The organism is Bacillus sp. MHSD_36 (assembly GCF_030757775.1).
Lineage (GTDB): Bacteria > Bacillota > Bacilli > Bacillales > Bacillaceae_G > Bacillus_A.
In genome coordinates, this window is sequence record NZ_JAVBIS010000002.1 from 128,782 (window position 1) to 145,160 (window position 16,379).

General features: G+C 36.4%; 16 protein-coding genes. 3 read left to right on the plus strand and 13 right to left on the minus strand.

The features are described from left to right. Positions 1-40: 40 nt before the first annotated feature. The 6 genes from Q9B79_RS08630 to panE all read right to left on the minus strand — a co-directional run bounded on the left by Q9B79_RS08630 (position 41) and on the right by panE (position 8,476). A complete protein-coding gene (locus tag Q9B79_RS08630) occupies positions 41-1,957 on the minus strand; it encodes a stage V sporulation protein D (protein WP_139866913.1) in 1,917 nt (638 codons plus the stop codon). Between the two features lie 81 nt (positions 1,958-2,038). Further along, entirely contained in the window at positions 2,039-4,189 is a 2,151-nt protein-coding gene (locus Q9B79_RS08635; RefSeq protein ID WP_483861655.1) for a penicillin-binding protein, read from the minus strand. Positions 4,190-4,210: 21 nt separating this feature from the next. Next, a complete protein-coding gene (gene ftsL, locus Q9B79_RS08640) occupies positions 4,211-4,573 on the minus strand; it encodes a cell division protein FtsL (protein WP_000067082.1) in 363 nt (120 codons plus the stop codon). Positions 4,574-4,588: 15 nt separating this feature from the next. Beyond that, positions 4,589-5,521 carry a 16S rRNA (cytosine(1402)-N(4))-methyltransferase RsmH gene (gene rsmH, locus Q9B79_RS08645; protein WP_166701987.1) on the minus strand — a complete coding sequence of 311 codons (933 nt, stop codon included), beginning with the start codon at positions 5,519-5,521 and terminating at the stop codon, positions 4,589-4,591. 368 nt (positions 5,522-5,889) lie between these two features. Continuing rightward, the gene (gene bshC / locus Q9B79_RS08650; protein ID WP_306183456.1) at positions 5,890-7,506 is read right to left on the minus strand and encodes a bacillithiol biosynthesis cysteine-adding enzyme BshC; all 1,617 of its coding nucleotides are present in this window, start codon (positions 7,504-7,506) and stop codon (positions 5,890-5,892) included. A gap of 79 nt (positions 7,507-7,585) precedes the next feature. After that, positions 7,586-8,476 carry a 2-dehydropantoate 2-reductase gene (gene panE, locus Q9B79_RS08655; RefSeq protein WP_306183458.1) on the minus strand — a complete coding sequence of 297 codons (891 nt, stop codon included), beginning with the start codon at positions 8,474-8,476 and terminating at the stop codon, positions 7,586-7,588. Between the two features lie 291 nt (positions 8,477-8,767). Between panE and Q9B79_RS08660 the strand changes: the two genes are divergently transcribed. Then, positions 8,768-9,241 (plus strand): N-acetyltransferase, encoded by a 474-nt coding sequence (locus tag Q9B79_RS08660; RefSeq protein WP_306183460.1) that lies wholly within the window; start codon positions 8,768-8,770, stop codon positions 9,239-9,241. Positions 9,242-9,275: 34 nt separating this feature from the next. On the opposite strand, the gene Q9B79_RS08665 is transcribed toward Q9B79_RS08660, so the two are convergent. The 3 genes from Q9B79_RS08665 to Q9B79_RS08675 all read right to left on the minus strand — a co-directional run bounded on the left by Q9B79_RS08665 (position 9,276) and on the right by Q9B79_RS08675 (position 10,646). Further along, positions 9,276-9,782 carry an RsfA family transcriptional regulator gene (locus Q9B79_RS08665; RefSeq protein WP_306183463.1) on the minus strand — a complete coding sequence of 169 codons (507 nt, stop codon included), beginning with the start codon at positions 9,780-9,782 and terminating at the stop codon, positions 9,276-9,278. A gap of 128 nt (positions 9,783-9,910) precedes the next feature. Next, the gene (gene rpmF, locus Q9B79_RS08670) at positions 9,911-10,084 is read right to left on the minus strand and encodes a 50S ribosomal protein L32 (RefSeq protein ID WP_001984764.1); all 174 of its coding nucleotides are present in this window, start codon (positions 10,082-10,084) and stop codon (positions 9,911-9,913) included. 61 nt (positions 10,085-10,145) lie between these two features. Next, positions 10,146-10,646, minus strand: coding sequence for a YceD family protein (locus Q9B79_RS08675; RefSeq protein ID WP_000872145.1), 501 nt, complete (start codon positions 10,644-10,646; stop codon positions 10,146-10,148). Positions 10,647-10,799: 153 nt separating this feature from the next. On the opposite strand from Q9B79_RS08675, the gene Q9B79_RS08680 reads away from it, so the two are divergent. Next, positions 10,800-12,041: a nucleotidyltransferase gene (locus Q9B79_RS08680; RefSeq protein WP_306184788.1), complete on the plus strand. Its 1,242-nt coding sequence runs from the start codon at positions 10,800-10,802 to the stop codon at positions 12,039-12,041. A gap of 26 nt (positions 12,042-12,067) precedes the next feature. On the opposite strand, the gene Q9B79_RS08685 is transcribed toward Q9B79_RS08680, so the two are convergent. After that, positions 12,068-13,090, minus strand: coding sequence for a SepM family pheromone-processing serine protease (locus tag Q9B79_RS08685; protein WP_306183468.1), 1,023 nt, complete (start codon positions 13,088-13,090; stop codon positions 12,068-12,070). Next, positions 13,083-13,874 carry a patatin-like phospholipase family protein gene (locus tag Q9B79_RS08690; protein WP_306183470.1) on the minus strand — a complete coding sequence of 264 codons (792 nt, stop codon included), beginning with the start codon at positions 13,872-13,874 and terminating at the stop codon, positions 13,083-13,085. Before Q9B79_RS08690 ends, Q9B79_RS08685 begins: the two co-directional genes overlap by 8 nt. A gap of 113 nt (positions 13,875-13,987) precedes the next feature. Between Q9B79_RS08690 and ylbJ the strand changes: the two genes are divergently transcribed. Continuing rightward, positions 13,988-15,217: a sporulation integral membrane protein YlbJ gene (gene ylbJ / locus Q9B79_RS08695; protein ID WP_306183472.1), complete on the plus strand. Its 1,230-nt coding sequence runs from the start codon at positions 13,988-13,990 to the stop codon at positions 15,215-15,217. Here ylbJ and coaD read toward each other — a convergent pair. Further along, complete coding sequence (gene coaD, locus Q9B79_RS08700; protein WP_000200598.1) at positions 15,209-15,700, minus strand: pantetheine-phosphate adenylyltransferase; 492 nt, start codon at positions 15,698-15,700, stop codon at positions 15,209-15,211. The two genes, ylbJ and coaD, sit on opposite strands and share 9 nt — an antisense overlap. After that, on the minus strand, positions 15,697-16,263 hold the full coding sequence (gene rsmD, locus Q9B79_RS08705; RefSeq protein ID WP_098667508.1) for a 16S rRNA (guanine(966)-N(2))-methyltransferase RsmD: 567 nt from the start codon (positions 16,261-16,263) through the stop codon (positions 15,697-15,699). The genes coaD and rsmD overlap by 4 nt, the downstream gene beginning before the upstream one ends. Positions 16,264-16,379 lie beyond the last annotated feature (116 nt).

A 16,379-nucleotide genomic window follows, 5' to 3' on the forward strand; every position in this document is an offset into this window, starting at 1 on the left:
CACTTCCACCAATTGTACCATAAAACGTACTAGGTTACCTTTAATTCCCGAAGTAAATTCTAATTTTTGAGCCTTCTTTCACTTTAGCTCCTGCTTCTGGGGACTGTTTAATGACTTTCTCTCCGTCTCCGCTTATATCAAGCTTCAAATCGACGAGTTGCGTCTGTAAGTCTTTCTTTTTCATACCAATTAAATTTGGAACTTCCACAGTTGGTATATCGCCCCATTTATATTCTCTCTCAACTTGTTCTTTTCTCGGTTTCACTCCCATAACAGGAAGTGCATCCCGAAGAATATTCCCAACAATTGGAGCCGCTACTACTCCACCAAATTGCGTTACACCTTTCGGATTATCAACAGCTACATATACAACAATTTCCGGATCATCCGCTGGAGCAAAACCGATAAAAGATACAATATAATTATTCTCTAAATATTTACCATCTTTCACTTTTTGAGCCGTACCTGTTTTTCCACCTACACGATACCCATCAATGAAAGCACCTTTACCAGATCCTTTTGCTACAACATTCTCTAATGCATACCGAACTTTTTCTGAAGTTTCCTTGGAAATAACTTTTCTTTTTGCTACAGGTGTCTTTTTGCTTACAACTTGATTGTTTTTCGGATCAATAAATTCTTTAGCTATATACGGTTGATACAAAGTTCCACCATTTACAGCCGCTGCTACTGCCGCTACTTGTTGGATTGGCGTAACAGAAACACCTTGACCGAATGAAGTTGTTGCTTGCTCGACTGGACCGACTTTATCTAAATTAAATAAAATCCCACTACCTTCACCTTGCAGATCAATTCCGGTCTTCTGTCCAAAGCCGAAATTACGAATGTATTTAAACAATCGGTCTTTACCAAGACGATCACCCAGCTCGATAAATCCTGGGTTACAAGAGTTTTGAACTACTTCTAAAAACGTTTGGCTACCATGGCCTCCTGCTTTCCAGCATTTCAATCTTGCTCCACCAACTTCAGCTGCTCCATCATCATAAAACGTATCTTTCTCTAAGTCTACTAAATTTTCATTCAAAGCTGCAGCTAACGTAATGATCTTAAATGTTGAACCAGGCTCATACGTACTCCATACTGGTAAATTTCTATTGTACACTTCTGGAGAAACACTTTGAAAATCTGCTGGATCAAAACTCGGTCGACTCGACATACCTAAAATTTCACCATTTTTCGGATTCATCGCAATCGCAATCATACCATCTGGATTATATGTCGACTCTGCGATATTCATTTCTCTTTCCATAATTCTATTTATACGTGCATCAATTGTTAAACCTAAATTCAAACCAGCTTCTGGTTTTTTAAAATCATCGCCAACATTAGGCATCCTTTGTCCTTTTGCATCTGCAAAAAAACGCACATGACCTTCATCACCATTTAGCTCTTTATCATAATATTTTTCTAGTCCCATAAGACCTTGGTTATCACTACCAGCAAACCCTAATACGTGTGATAAAAAGTTACCAAATGGATAGTACCGGATAGAGTCCTCTGCGATATAAACACCTTTCAAACTTAATCCTCGTACCTCTTTCGCTTTATCATGTGATATTTTCCTTCCGCCTTTATCTAACCTTACAATCGATTCTTTTTTTGTAATTCTCTTATAAATCTCATCTTTTTCCACACCTAATACTGCAGCTAACTTCTCTGCAGTCTCTGCTGGTTTTTCAATTTGCCTCGGTACAACAAAGACAGTTGGAGCACTTTTATTCGTAGCAAGTTCCACACCATTTCGGTCTAAAATCTTCCCACGTTCAGGCTCAAAAGTAATATTACGACTCCATGAATCTTTCGCACGATCCGTTAACATATTCCCAAGAAAAAATTGCACATATCCAAGACGAATATCGATGATAGTGAAAATAAGTATACCTGATATAAGTATAAAAATAAGTCGTTTTCTAACTGTTACATTTGATACACGCATATTGGAACAAGCCTCCCTTACGCCTAGCTTGTTCCAATATATGCTTGTACTTATTTAATTAGAACTTCTTCTCTTTTACCATTACGGCTTTTCTGCTTCTTGTTGTGGTTCAAGTGGCGGTACAAGTGTTACACCTAACTCTGTACCAGGTTGCAACAATGTTCCTTCTTGTATACTTTGTTCGGTTACGTATCCTGTACCAGTAGGTTTTATGTTAAGCTTTAATGTTTTTGCTAAATTCATAACATCACGAAGTGCCCAACCTTGTATATTCGGCATTGTAGGTTTATCTCCCACTAAGAACACTCGATCACCCTTCAATGTTTGTTCAGTCGCTTTCGGTACTTGTTGCTGCACTTTCCCTTCACCTAATACGATTGGACGAAGTTTTGCTTTATCAATAGCTTTTTTCGCTTCTTCCATCGTTTTGCCCGTTACATCTGGAACAGCAGTTTGCTGCTCTTTCACATATTTCTTCGGATCCTTCACTTCATTAGGCTTAATCTTTAAATACTCTAAACTATTCTTCGTTACATATTTAAAAATATCAGCTAAAGGTTGTGCACCACTCTCATCATCTTTCAATTTCGGTTGTTTAACAGCTACATATACAACAAGTTGCGGATCATCCATAGGTGCCATACCTAAGAACGAGAATATATAATTCTCTCTTCCTGTCATATAGCCACCTTTTCCATCCGGAATTTGCGCTGTTCCTGTTTTACCACCAACTGAATATCCATCGACTTTATAAGCAGTTCCTGTTCCTTTCGGCGATGTAACAACGCGTTCTAATAACTGTCTTACTTGCGCTGCTGTTTCTTTTGTAACAGGTTTTCCTACTTCTTCTGGCTTATGTTCTAATTTTACTTCTCCTGTTATTGGATCTACAATTTTGTCAATTGTATAAGGTTTCATCATTTTTCCATCATTTGCAATAGCTGTTGCAGCTTGTACAAGCTGAATTGGCGTTACAGTAGAACCTTGTCCAAAAGCTGTTGTTACTTGCTGTATTTGCTGATCGAATATAATTGTATTTGAACCTTCACCAGCTAAATCAATGTTCGTTTTTTCATCTAATCCAAAACTATGAATATATTTTCGGAAACGTTCTGGGCCAAGTTTTTGATCTCCTAAAATGGCAAACGCTACGTTGGAAGAACGCTCTACCCCTTCATCAAATGTGATAGATCCCCATCCAGCGCCGCCGTTATGATCTTTTATTTTTCGGTTTCCGACTTGATATGTACCAGACTGATAATAATCTTGCCCTTTATACACACCTTCATTAATGGCTGATGCTAGCGTGAAAATTTTCATTGTTGATCCAGGTTCAAATGCATTTGCAATTGCGTCATTGAAAAAATATTTAATTTGACGACTATTTGGATCATAACTAGGTTTACTAGACATCCCTAATATTTTCCCTGTTTTTGGATCCGCAACGATTCCTATTAAACTTTCTGGTTCATAACGCTTACTCGCAGCTTTCATCGCATCTTCTAAATAACTTTGAATCCGTTGATCTATCGTTAAATATGCGTTATTGCCGTTTTTAGGTGCCTCTACATTCACTTTTCCACCGTCAAGAGACACACCTTTACGATCGCCTGTATAAGCTACTTTTCCGTTAGAAGCACTTAAATACTTATCTAAACTTTTTTCTAAACCAAATTGTCCTACCGAAGTTCCTTCTTCATTCGGTTTAGCATGCCCTATAACATAAGACGCAAAATCACCGTTTGGGTACACCCTTGCATTTTGAGTAATAAAAGATATGCCTGGCAATTTCAATGCTTCGATTTGTTCCTTCTGTTCCTTCGTCAAATCTTTACCTAGCGTTCCAAATTCCACTTGACTTTTATCTTTTTTATTTAATGTAGCTAAAATCGTCTCTTCATCTTTTCCGAGTACTCCCGCAATTTTCTTTGCAGTATCCTCTTTATCCTTAACAGAATTCGCACCTTTTAATTCCGCTACAAGCTTATAAGAGTTTGCATCTTGCGCTAATACATGGCCGTTTTGATCATAAATCGTCCCACGATTTGCTTCGAGAACCCCTGTTTTACTATGCTTTTGCTGAGCGAGTTTATCCAAATCCTGATTATGCACTGTTCCTGTTGCTTGTATGTAAAAAAATCGGGCTAATAACAGCAAAAAGAGCAGGAGGAATAAAATCATAAAATACCCTGCTCCCTTATTGGTATGAAATTTAGTCATAGTTCTCTTCATTTTCCCTTCACACCTATTGCCTTATTTGAGGCCTTTCACATTATTCGCATTAATTTCTAGCCCGTGTTTTTTTGCAACTTCAGAGATGCGTTCATAACGACTTAACTTCTCTACTTCAGCTTGTAATTCTTGATTTTCTTTTTGCTGCTGTACAATTTTTTGTTCTATTGTCGCAGCTTCTACATTAACTTGATAAAGACCTGCTTTATTTCCAATAAACGCTACACAGGCATACAATAAAAAGCCAATAAACGCTACATACAACAGTTTTTCGATTCTTGTAATCTTCGCTTTAGCTTTGGGCTGAACCATCTGCTGTGGGGGCGTTTGAATCTGAACCTCTTCTTGCGCTTGTTGTTTGTACTTTACAGCTAAGTTACTCATACCTCTCTCCCCTTTTTATCTTTTTTCAGCGATTCTCAATTTCGCAGAACGCGCTCGATTATTTTCTTCTAACTCAATATCAGAAGGTAAAATCGGTTTTCTCGTAATAAGCTTTAGTTTCGGCTTAAATTCATCAGGAATAATCGGTAATCCTGGTGGCAATTGTGGCGTTGTACTATTTCGCTTAAACGTCGTTTTACAAATACGGTCTTCTAAAGAATGGAATGTTATAACACTAACTCTTCCGCCTGGCTTGACCATCTCAATTGCAGATTCCAATGCTTCTTCAAATACTTTCAATTCGTCATTTACCGCAATACGGATTGCTTGGAACACTCGCTTCGCAGGATGTCCACCCGTTCTACGAGCAGGAGCTGGAATACCCTCTTTAATTAGTTCTACTAATTCTCCTGTCGTTTCAATAGCTTTATTCTCACGATATGCTTCAATTTTCCTTGCTATTTGTTTTGAAAACTTCTCTTCACCATACTGGAAGAAAATTCTTACAAGTTGTTCATATGACCAGCTATTTACAACATCGTATGCCGTTAATGGGGCATCTTGATCCATTCGCATATCTAACGGTGCATCATGATGATAACTAAAGCCACGCTCTGGTGTATCTAATTGCGGAGATGAAACACCTAAATCAAATAGAATACCGTCTACTTCCGTTATACCTAATTCCTGTAGTTTTTCAGATAAATATCGGAAATTACTCTTTACTGTTATGAACTGCTCACCGTATGAAGAGAATTTTTCTTTCGCATTTTGAATCGCTATTTCATCTTGATCAAACGCGATTAATCTTCCGCCTTCAGTTAATTGGGATAATAAATAAGAACTATGTCCTCCTCCCCCCAGTGTACAATCTACATATGTACCATCTGGCTTTATATCTAAGCCGTCTACTGTTTCCTTCAAAAGCACTGTTACGTGTTTAAACATTGTTGCACCTACTCTTTTTCCAATTAATTATGTTGAATGCATCTCTCCTTCTAAACGCATGTTTCACGATTAGAAAACGAAATACTATGAAAGAACGACTCATTTAACTTGCCTACAACGGCAGCATACTATACAAATCGCTATTTTCTTTTATTATATACTAAATTTTATCATCTTTTGCGGGAATTTAAATAAAAAACTGTCGAAAAAGATAATAATACGTTTACATTTTGTGCTATTTTGTCATATATTTAAGTATCCTGCATAATTGCGATATTCACCATTTTTAAATTAATAATTCAGAAAAATTTCACTTCACAGTAAATTCAACGAGATAAAAATAAAATCCTGCTCCTAAGAGCAAGATTCTATAGTTTTATAACATGATGTTTTCCGTTCCAAGAAAATGGTTTTTCCATTACACGATCAACGAAATCTAAACCGTACTGATTTAAATAGTAACATACATTCCACACACGCTCTTGCGGCGCTCCTGATGGACGGAGTGCAAATTGTATGCGACGGAATTTGTTTAGTTGCACTTCATGTTTTTTCTCAATATTTCTTTTCAACATTCTTTCCAACAGTTCAATTTGTTCATTAATTTTGAATTCATTTTTCTCTGCAAACGCACTTAACCCTGGATCTATCTTCTTCACAAACTGTTGTAATGACGTGTGAATATCAACTATTTCTTTTTTCGCCTCTACAAATCGGTCATCTATCGGTTCCTCTATTTGATTAGATAACCAATCATCACGCAACTTATCTACGTTATTTAAAAACGGATCACTCTCTTGCAATTGTAAATCATGCAAATCTGTCGCTATATCCCTCTCTATATAAGTAATTGTAATGCGCGGAACGACAGGTGGCATTCGGAAACCGATAGTATGAAAGACTTGTTGTAATTCACTCCAGTAAGCTAATTCTCCTGGGCCTCCAATAAACGCCAACGTAGGAAATACATACTCTTGCATAAGAGGACGCGTTACAACATTATTACTAAAGCGCTCCGGGCTTCTTTCCATCTCTTCAATCAATTCCTCATATGAAAAGGAATATGCTCCATCCTTCCCGACAAACCTTCCTTGATCGTCTTCAAGCAACACTCGCTCATTATCAATTTCCATGAATATATGTATTGCATTAGACTTTGTTTCAATAATTGGTTTATATCCTAATTTTTTAATTACTTCCTGTTGGTTATGAAGCCCCTCTTGTACATCTTTATACTTACCTACAATTTGTTTAAAAAACGGCACTTCTAATTTTCTTAATTCAGGATGATGCGAATCGACAAGAATTAAACCAGAATTCACGAACATTTTCATAATAAGATGACCAAAGAAATCTACATACGTATTCGATTTCCCCAAAGAATCATCAATAAATTGAAGTACATCCTTTGTGAAATTCGTTTCAGGGTATGTTTTGAAAATTTCTTCAATCCACTTTCTACAGTCTTCCAAAGAAAGCTCAGACTCTGAAGCACTCGCCTTTTTCGGATTACGATCATGAAAAATAGTCTTTTTTATTTTTTTATTCTTCGTTACGAAAGTATGATTAATTTCATCCATATCATGGTCTTCACCAGCAATCCAGAAAACAGGAACAACTTTAACACCTAAACTTTCTTCCTTTTCCTTCGCAAGCTGTAAAACTGAGATAATTTTATGAATCGTATAAAGTGGTCCTGTTAATAACCCAGCTTGTTGTCCAGCTATTACAACATATGTATTTTCATCCTCAAGCGCTTTTACATTTTGAATTGTAGCTTCTCCCGCTTGTAATTTTGTATTATATTCTAATAAATGCGTTACTAAATCTTGGCGGAAAAACTCCCTTTCACGCAAATCTTGTACACGCTGTTTAAAAGCATCTTCTGTTAACATATAATCAAAACACGACTGTATCTCTTTTTTATCGTTCATATAGTCCGCTACAACACCTTGTTGCGGAACAGAGATTTCTTTTATCTCCATATAATTCTTCCTTTCGTATCCTGTTCTCTCACCAATCCACATTGTAGTCAATGTTTCACGTAAAAGCAAAGAATTACACTTATACTTTTACTTCCAATCCTTTTATTGCATCAAACAAAAATTGGAGTGTCGGAACAGATTGTTTCTGTTTCTTAGCTTCTTCTAATACATACCCAACAATTGCACCAATTTCCGTTTGTCTATTCGCTCTTACATCTGCCAGCATAGATGATGTATTACGAGACGTTCTTTCACATACGTGACGTACCATTTCCCATACTATTTCTTTTTCTTCTTTAACAAGAAAAACGACTTCGTGAAATACTTGCTCCATCATCTGATAAAAAAATGGGTTCGTAATCAAATCTCCGTTCTTGACTTGTAATAACGCTGTTAATGGATTGATACATACATTAACTACTAATTTTTTGTGCATAACATCCTTCCAATCATCTTCTATTTGAATTGGAAAATGAGGAAAACGAAAGCAGTTAAACATTTTTTCAAAATGTTTAGATTGGCCGTACACAATTCCAAATTTTGTTATACCTATCCCAGTATGATAAACGGTATGTCCTTCCTCTTTTTTTGCACCATGCTCTACAATTCCAACTGCAATATTTTCATTCTCTATTTTCTGCATCGCATGCAGATGTGACATTCCGTTTTGCAAAAAGATTAATGATGATTTCCCTCGCACAAAAGGTAGTATGTCAGTTATATGATATTGCTTAACAGCAATAAATATATAGTCTAGCTGTTGGTCTAGCATACTTTCTATTGGCAAAACAGGCGGGAATACCGTTTCGCGTTTCCCCTCCCTAATACAAGTTACACCCGTTATATTCAATTCGCCAGCCTGCTTAGCTGTCCTTGTAAACAACGTAACATCTTGATTACTTTTTTGTAAATAAAATGCATATAATAGACCGATAGCTCCTGGTCCCACAACTCCGATTTTCATTTTCACACAAGGAACTCATATGAACACGACATAAGTCCTTTTCTCCCTCCTTTTTATCCCGCAAACACCCGATTGGTGCAGAATCATAATTAACTAAAGAGGAACAACTACCACCTCTTCTTCCAATATGTATATACTACTTATTAATATGCTCCTACTCTTAGTTTAGCAAATCCTCAAAAAAATAATAAAAGAAATATACTATCATCTTCATAAAAATAAAAAAATGAGTTATAATATTATTATAAATATTTTTACTTTTCTGCATTCAACGAGACAAGAAAAGGATGTGATGTTATGGGATTCCCAAAAGTTGAGCGCTTGCTCATCAATTATAAAACATTAGACGAGTTTAAAAATTTTAAAGGTTGCGGAGCTCAAGAACTCTCCATGTTAGAAGAATTACAAGCAAATATTATTGAAAACGATAGTGAATCTCCATTCTACGGTATTTATTATGGCGGATCACTCATTGCACGTATGAGTCTATACATGAAAAGGGACGGCGGAGAACCATTCGAAATTACAGGTACTTACCTAGAACTCTATAAACTGGAAGTATTACCAACTTTCCAAAAACAAGGATTCGGAGAAATGCTTGTAAATTATGCGAAGGGGCTTCAATTCCCAATCAAAACGATTGCACGTATCCATTCAGCTGGTTTTTGGGATAAATTAAATTTCCAACCCGTATCAGTACCTGATGGTGATTTTTATGTTTGGAACCCAGAGACAAATTTGAATACGGTTACAAATGAAGAGTCTGCATAAGAAATAAAAAAACAGCTACATAGCAGCTGTTTTTTTATTTCTTTAACTTCTCTAATTTTCCATTTGAACGAGCACTATTTCTTTCCGCTACCATTACACTTCTTTTTTGATCGATATAATCAAGCAGCGTTCTATATTCTTCCTCATATACTGATAATCGCTCCAACAGGCTCTCTTTCTCTGTTTGTAACGATTCAATTTGCTGTTGCAACATCATTAAAGAGTTTTCATCCTTATAATTTTGCAAGAAATCAATAACATCATTCAATGTAATTGACGCAGGCTCTAGCACCTTCGTCTCTTTCACTTCATAATTTTCCACTTTACGCAGTTGCTTTGCTTCTTCAATACGTTCTTTGTATTGCTTTCTAACGTAAGAATTCCATCTAAATCCACATGCTGCTGGTGTACGAGATAAATGTCTTCCCACTTCTTTAAAGGCAGATAATTGCGTTCCACCTTCTCGAATATGCCGGAGTACTACTTCTGCCAGAAGCAAATCTTCATCATCAGTCCAAGCATCTTGTCTTGTTGTCGCCATCTCTCTAGTCCTCCCTATGCATTTTTTATTAAACATATGCAGTTACTAGAAAAGATAGAATACATTAAATGAAGAATAAGACAAAAAAAATAAACGTAGAAGATATCTTCTACGTTTATTTTCCGCAATTACTTGCTGATTACTTCTTTACCTTTGTAAGTACCGCATGCTTTACATACACGGTGAGCTAATTTCGCTTCACCACAGCTTGGGCACTCTACCATACCAGGTACTGATAATTTGAAATGCGTACGACGCTTTCTTTTTACTGTTTTAGAAGTTCTTCTAAAAGGTACAGCCATTCTTCCCACCTCCTTAAAAGAAATAGTTATTTTCATATGAAGGCCTGAACCAGTCTTCCGATTATTTGTCAAAAAACTTTGCAAGTCCTGCCAATCTTGGATCAACAGGCTTTTCTTTGTCTTCTTCCGAAATCACTTGCCAGTCTTGACCTTGCGTCGGTGCTCCACCAGAAACATCATCACTGAAAATTTGCATTGGAATCTCCAAAAGTATATTTTCCTTGATTACGGGCAGTAAGTCAAGTACTTCTCCTTCTAAACAATGAATTTCAGCTTCAGTTTCAAATTCTTCTTGTGAAGTTTGGAACACCTCAGTTGTTTTAATGTCAAATGGTAATGTCACATCTACTAAAGAGCGAGAACATGGTAAAACCATGCTTCCAGTTATATGTAGATGGAACGTAAACTTACCGGAGCCAAAATCAACTCTTCCTGTTACGTGAACAGGATTAATTTCACGAATATCTTTCTCGACCTCTTTTAGCTCACTTACATCTACCATCTCATCCAATGTCAATCCTTTATTTCTCAATTTATTCAATTGATGGATGGACCATTTCATATCATATCACCTCAAGGCAACAAACAAAATTATAGCTAGCCATTTTATATTTGTCAATGTTTTTTCTTTACACTATAATGAAGTCATCATAGTAAATAATATATAGAGTATCATGTTTTTCAAAAAGATGCTACATCGAAAGGAGAGATTACCATAAAAGCCAGTGGTATTGTCGTTGAATATAACCCTTTTCATAACGGTCATGATTATCATGTGCAACAAACAAAAAAGTTAACACACACTGATATAACAATCGCTGTTATGAGTGGCCCTTTTTTACAACGTGGTGAGCCGGCACTCGTATCCAAATGGTATCGCACCAAAATGGCCTTAGCATGCGGTGTAGACCTCGTTGTAGAGCTTCCTTATGCCTTCTCAACACAAAAGGCTGAAACTTTTGCAAATGGTGCTATTTCTATTTTAAACGCCCTACACGTTTCTGAAATTTGTTTCGGTAGTGAAGATGGACAAATTGAAAATTTTTATAACACGATCTCCGTGCAAAAAACTGAAGAAGAGACTTACAATCGGCTTGTAAAGCAATTTATGAACGCAGGTAATAGTTACGCAAAAGCTACATCTGAAGCTTTCCGACACATTTTACCTTCCGAAAAAAACATAGATATGTCACAACCAAACAACATTTTAGGCTTCCAATACATGAAAGCAATTCTGGCGCAAAATAGTTCTATGCAAGCACAAACGATAAAAAGATTTGCATCTCATTATCATGATGAAACTTTTAACGACCAACATATTGCAAGCGCAACAAGTATTCGCAAACAACTTTTTAGCGAAAATAGTTCCTTTACAGAAATTGAGCCTTTTATCCCAAAAGAGACTGCTTCTCTTTTAGCAAGTTATAAACAAAACTACGGGACATTACATAATTGGGAACAATACTTTCCATTTTTCAAATACAAACTTATGACGATGTCTCCAGAAGACTTACGACATATATATGAAATTGAAGAAGGTTTAGAGCATCGCATTTTATCAAAAATAAAAAGCAGTTCCTCCTTCCATTCATTCATGGAGGCATTAAAAACGAAGCGTTATACGTGGACTAGACTGCAAAGAGCTTGTACACATATTTTAACTAATACAACAAAAGAAGAAATACATAGCGCAAATATAGAACAGCATGCACCGTACATTCGTCTACTAGGCATGTCACAAAAAGGACAAACTTACCTTTCAAAAAACAAGAAAAAAATAGCGCTTCCAATCCTTACCCATACAAAAACATTTGACCACCCTATTTTACAGATTGAGCGAAAAGCCAATTCTGTTTATTTCTCCATCATGCAAGAACCGTTACGAACACAACTACTAAAACAAGATGCAACATATCATCCAATTCGTTATGATGAAACAACTGCAAAATTCCTATAAAAAACCTCTCTTTTTCAGAGAGGTTTTTATTTATTTCCCATTTTTTCCAAATACATTAATGCATCATCCAGCGTATCAACTGGTACAACTTTCATTTTTGTTTTAATATCTTTCGCAGCCTCAAGTGCATCTTTATAATTCGATTTCTCCGCACCTTTTTCATTTGGTGCAAAGAACACTTCAGCACCCGCATCACTCGCAGCGACCACTTTTTGCTGAATACCGCCAATCGGGCCAATTTCTCCCTTTTCATTAATCGTACCTGTTCCAGCTATTTCATGCCCTCTTGTTAGATCCGCTTCCACCAGTTGATTATATATTTCTAATGTAAACATTAAACCTGCCGATGGTCCACCTATTTCATGAGAGTCAATTTTCACTTTCGGATCAACCACTAATTCTCTTTCCGTAACGATAGAAACACCTATACCAACACGACCATTTCCATTCGGAATAGTCTTTACATTTAAATTTTCTTTTAACTGTTTTCCATCCCTCTTATATTCAATATTTACTGTATCCCCTTCTTTTTTCCCTGTCATATATTCAATAAATTGCTCCGTCTTTTCAAATGTTTTTCCATCAACGGCAATGATGACATCTCCAAGTTTAAGCTTCCCTTCTGACGGCATCCCTTTTGCTACACCGGCAACCAATACACCTTTATTTTCAAAAGAAACAGTACGATTTGCACGTTTATAAGCATTATAGATCGCCGCATTTTGCGAATCTTTCATCGCATAATTTTGACGAAATTGATATTCTTCATCACTTTCACCTTTTTGCAATATTTCTTCCGCTTTCGAAATATGTGTATATTTATTAAACTGTGCCGCTATTAAATTGACCACATTTGCCGGTGCCATCGAAACCGTAACAAGCATAAAATCACCAGATTCTTTCGTTCCCCCCTCAACTTGAACGTAAGGCTCTAATTTTGCAGCCATTCCTGGTTTTGTTACATAATACGGTAAGCGTACGTAAACAAGTAACATCGCCAGTATAACCCCTATTAAAATTGCATATATAAACCGAAAACGTTTAAACATTATGTTTCTCCTTCCACTGCTCAATTAATAAATGAATATTTGCAACATGTTTTTCCGCTTCTACCTCTCCAACCCGAATAATATCTTCAATGTTCGTAAAGGCACGAGAACTAAATTGTTCCACAGCTGGGCGCATCATTAAATCAGATGCAATTTGCCGATTCATCACAAGCTCATGTTGCATAATTTCAATACTCTGCATAATTACATCATAAATAGACGTAACTTCTCCATTTACTTTAATCGGGGATACATCAACAGCAATGACAATATCGGCGCCTAACTCTTTCACAACCGATACCGGGATGCGATCAATTACTCCGCCATCTACCAATAACCTTCCATCTATTTTCTCTGGTACAAACACTCCAGGTACAGATATGCTAGCTCTCACCGCCTCCGCAACAGGACCACTTGTAAAAACTACTTTTTCCCCCTTTAAGATGTCAGTAGCCACAACAGCCGTCGGGATATCTAACTCTTCTAAATTTTTATTATATGTAAACATTTTAATCATATCTTTGACACGTTTTCCAGCAATAAATCCCATTTTCGGAACCGTAAAATCTAAATAATATTTCCTTTTAAAAACATTTGCCAGTTTATACAGTCTTTCAATGTTTGAACTAGCCGCATAAAATGTACCCACTAAAGCCCCCATACTACTTCCTGCAATCATATGAATCGGTATATTATTTTCCCTTAAAACTTTTATAACACCAATATGAGCAAAACCTTTTGCGCCCCCAGATCCAAGAGCTAAGCCAATTTTCGGTTCTTTCATTTTTCTCACCCTTTAATTTTTTTCATTCCTTTTTCATACTTATGGTCTAAATTCACTACGTATCCACGTATACTGAAATGAACGTTTTTTGGGACAAAGGGGGATTTACTTACATGTATGAAAAATGGAAAACGGCTTTCCTTACCATATCAACACTGTTTTTAACCTTTTCTCTTGTACTTCACCCCCAAGCTGCTCTGCAAGCTTCCATTCGAGGGTTAAATATATGGTGGGAAGTTGTATTCCCTTCACTTTTACCTTTTTTCATCATTGCCGAACTTCTCATTAGTATTGGTGTTGTAAAATTTATAGGCGTTATATTAGAACCACTCATGCGACCACTTTTCCGCGTGCCAGGGATAGGCGGATTTGTTTGGGCAATGGGAATGGCTTCAGGATTCCCCGCTGGCGCCAAATTAAGCGCTAGACTACGTAAAAGCAATCAACTAACACAAATCGAAGCAGAGCGCCTCGTATCTTTTACAAACTCATCCAATCCACTTTTTATTTTCGGAGCTGTTTCTATCGGTTTTTTTAATAATCCGAAATTAGGAGTCGTATTAGCTGCTGCACATTATATAAGTAATTTTGCCGTTGGGTTACTGATGCGGTTTTACGGTCATAACAACATCTCCACGCATGATAAACATACTACTAAAAAACGCCCTTTTCAAAACCCATTTTCAATCCTACACGAGACACGTATGCAAGAAAAAAGACCAATAGGAAAATTACTGGGAGACGCTATCGTTTCTTCTATTCAAACGTTACTTATGATTGGTGGATTTATTATTTTATTCTCTGTTTTAAATAAAATGATTACTGTATTTCATATTACAGCAGCCCTCTCTTTTATTATGCAACATATTTTATCATTCTTCCAACTAACTACCGAATTTAGTATTCCGATATTATCTGGCATTTTTGAAATGACACTCGGAAGCCAAATGATTAGTCAAATAAATGAAACGCCCCTCCTGCAGCAAGCGATGGTAACAAGCTTTATTTTAGCATTTAGTGGCCTTTCTATTCAGGCGCAAGTTGCCAGCATATTAGCTGAAACAGACATACGATTTAAACCCTATTTTTTTGCACGAATTATCCAAAGTATCCTTGCTCCTATTTTTACCTTTATATTTTGGAAACCATTTTATGAAAAAGTAAGCTCTTTTTCACCTATGCAAAAAGATATCCCCGTCTTTTTATCGAATCATTCTTCTATACTGCATGAAATTTGGACATCTTTTGTACACTACGGACCAATATTTACATTATTTTGTTTATATGTATATGTCATCTTATTATTTTTTCGGAGCAACAAAGAAAAACCCCGTTCACTTTAACGGGGTTTGAAACTTTTCTTTTAAAGCACGCTCCACAACAGGAGGTACAAGGTCTACTACGCTTCCTCCATATCTCGCTACTTCTTTCACAATGCTCGAGCTTAAAAATGAATATTGGTTATTTGTCATAATAAAAAAGGTTTCAATGTTTTCATCTAATTTTCGATTCATAGAAGTAATTTGCATCTCATATTCAAAATCAGAAACCGCTCGTAACCCACGTAAAATCGCGTTCGCATTACGCATTTTCGCATACTCTACTAGTAGTCCACTATGTGAATCTACTTTTACATTCGGGATATCCTTTGTTGCTTCTCGAATTAAATCTAAGCGCTCTTCAACTGAAAAGAAAGGTTTTTTTGACGAGTTGTTTAAAACTACTACGTATACCTCGTCAAATACTTTTGCTCCCCTTTTAATAATATCCAGATGCCCAAGGGTAATTGGATCAAAACTTCCCGAAGAAATAGCTATACTTGTCATTCTGTCCCCTCACCTTCATACTTATAGATAGATATCGCTGTAATACCGTAATTTTCAGCTCGCACTTTTACAAGTCTTCCTATCGACTCAGGTAAAACTACATCATTACCATGCTCTGCCATAATTAAACCATCGTTATGTAGCAATCCATGTTGATCCATTACACTGATTAAAGATATAATTTTTTGATCCTTATATGGAGGATCTATTAGTATAAGATCGAATGACATTTCACGTTTTATAAGCGCTTTTATCGCACGTTCTGCATCATTTCGGTATACTTCAGCTTGTTCCTGTATTCTACAACTTTCTAAATTTTGATGGATTACCTTTATCGCTTTATTGTCTCGATCAACAAAAATAGCTTTATCAATCCCTCTACTTATAGCTTCGATTCCAAGACCACCGCTACCCCCAAATAAATCAAGCGCGATACCACCATCAAAATAGGGGCCTATCATATTAAAAATTGATTCTTTTACTTTATCTGTCGTTGGACGTGTTGTATTACCTGGCACCGCTTTAAGCGGATGTCCTTTACATTTCCCTGAAACTACTCTCATCTGTTGTCACTACCTTTATTTCAATCTATGGGCCAATTATTGAAAACCTTTCTCCACTCAGTAACCGCTACCAAACTATACGATTCCATTCATTTTTCAACGAAAACTAGAAGAAC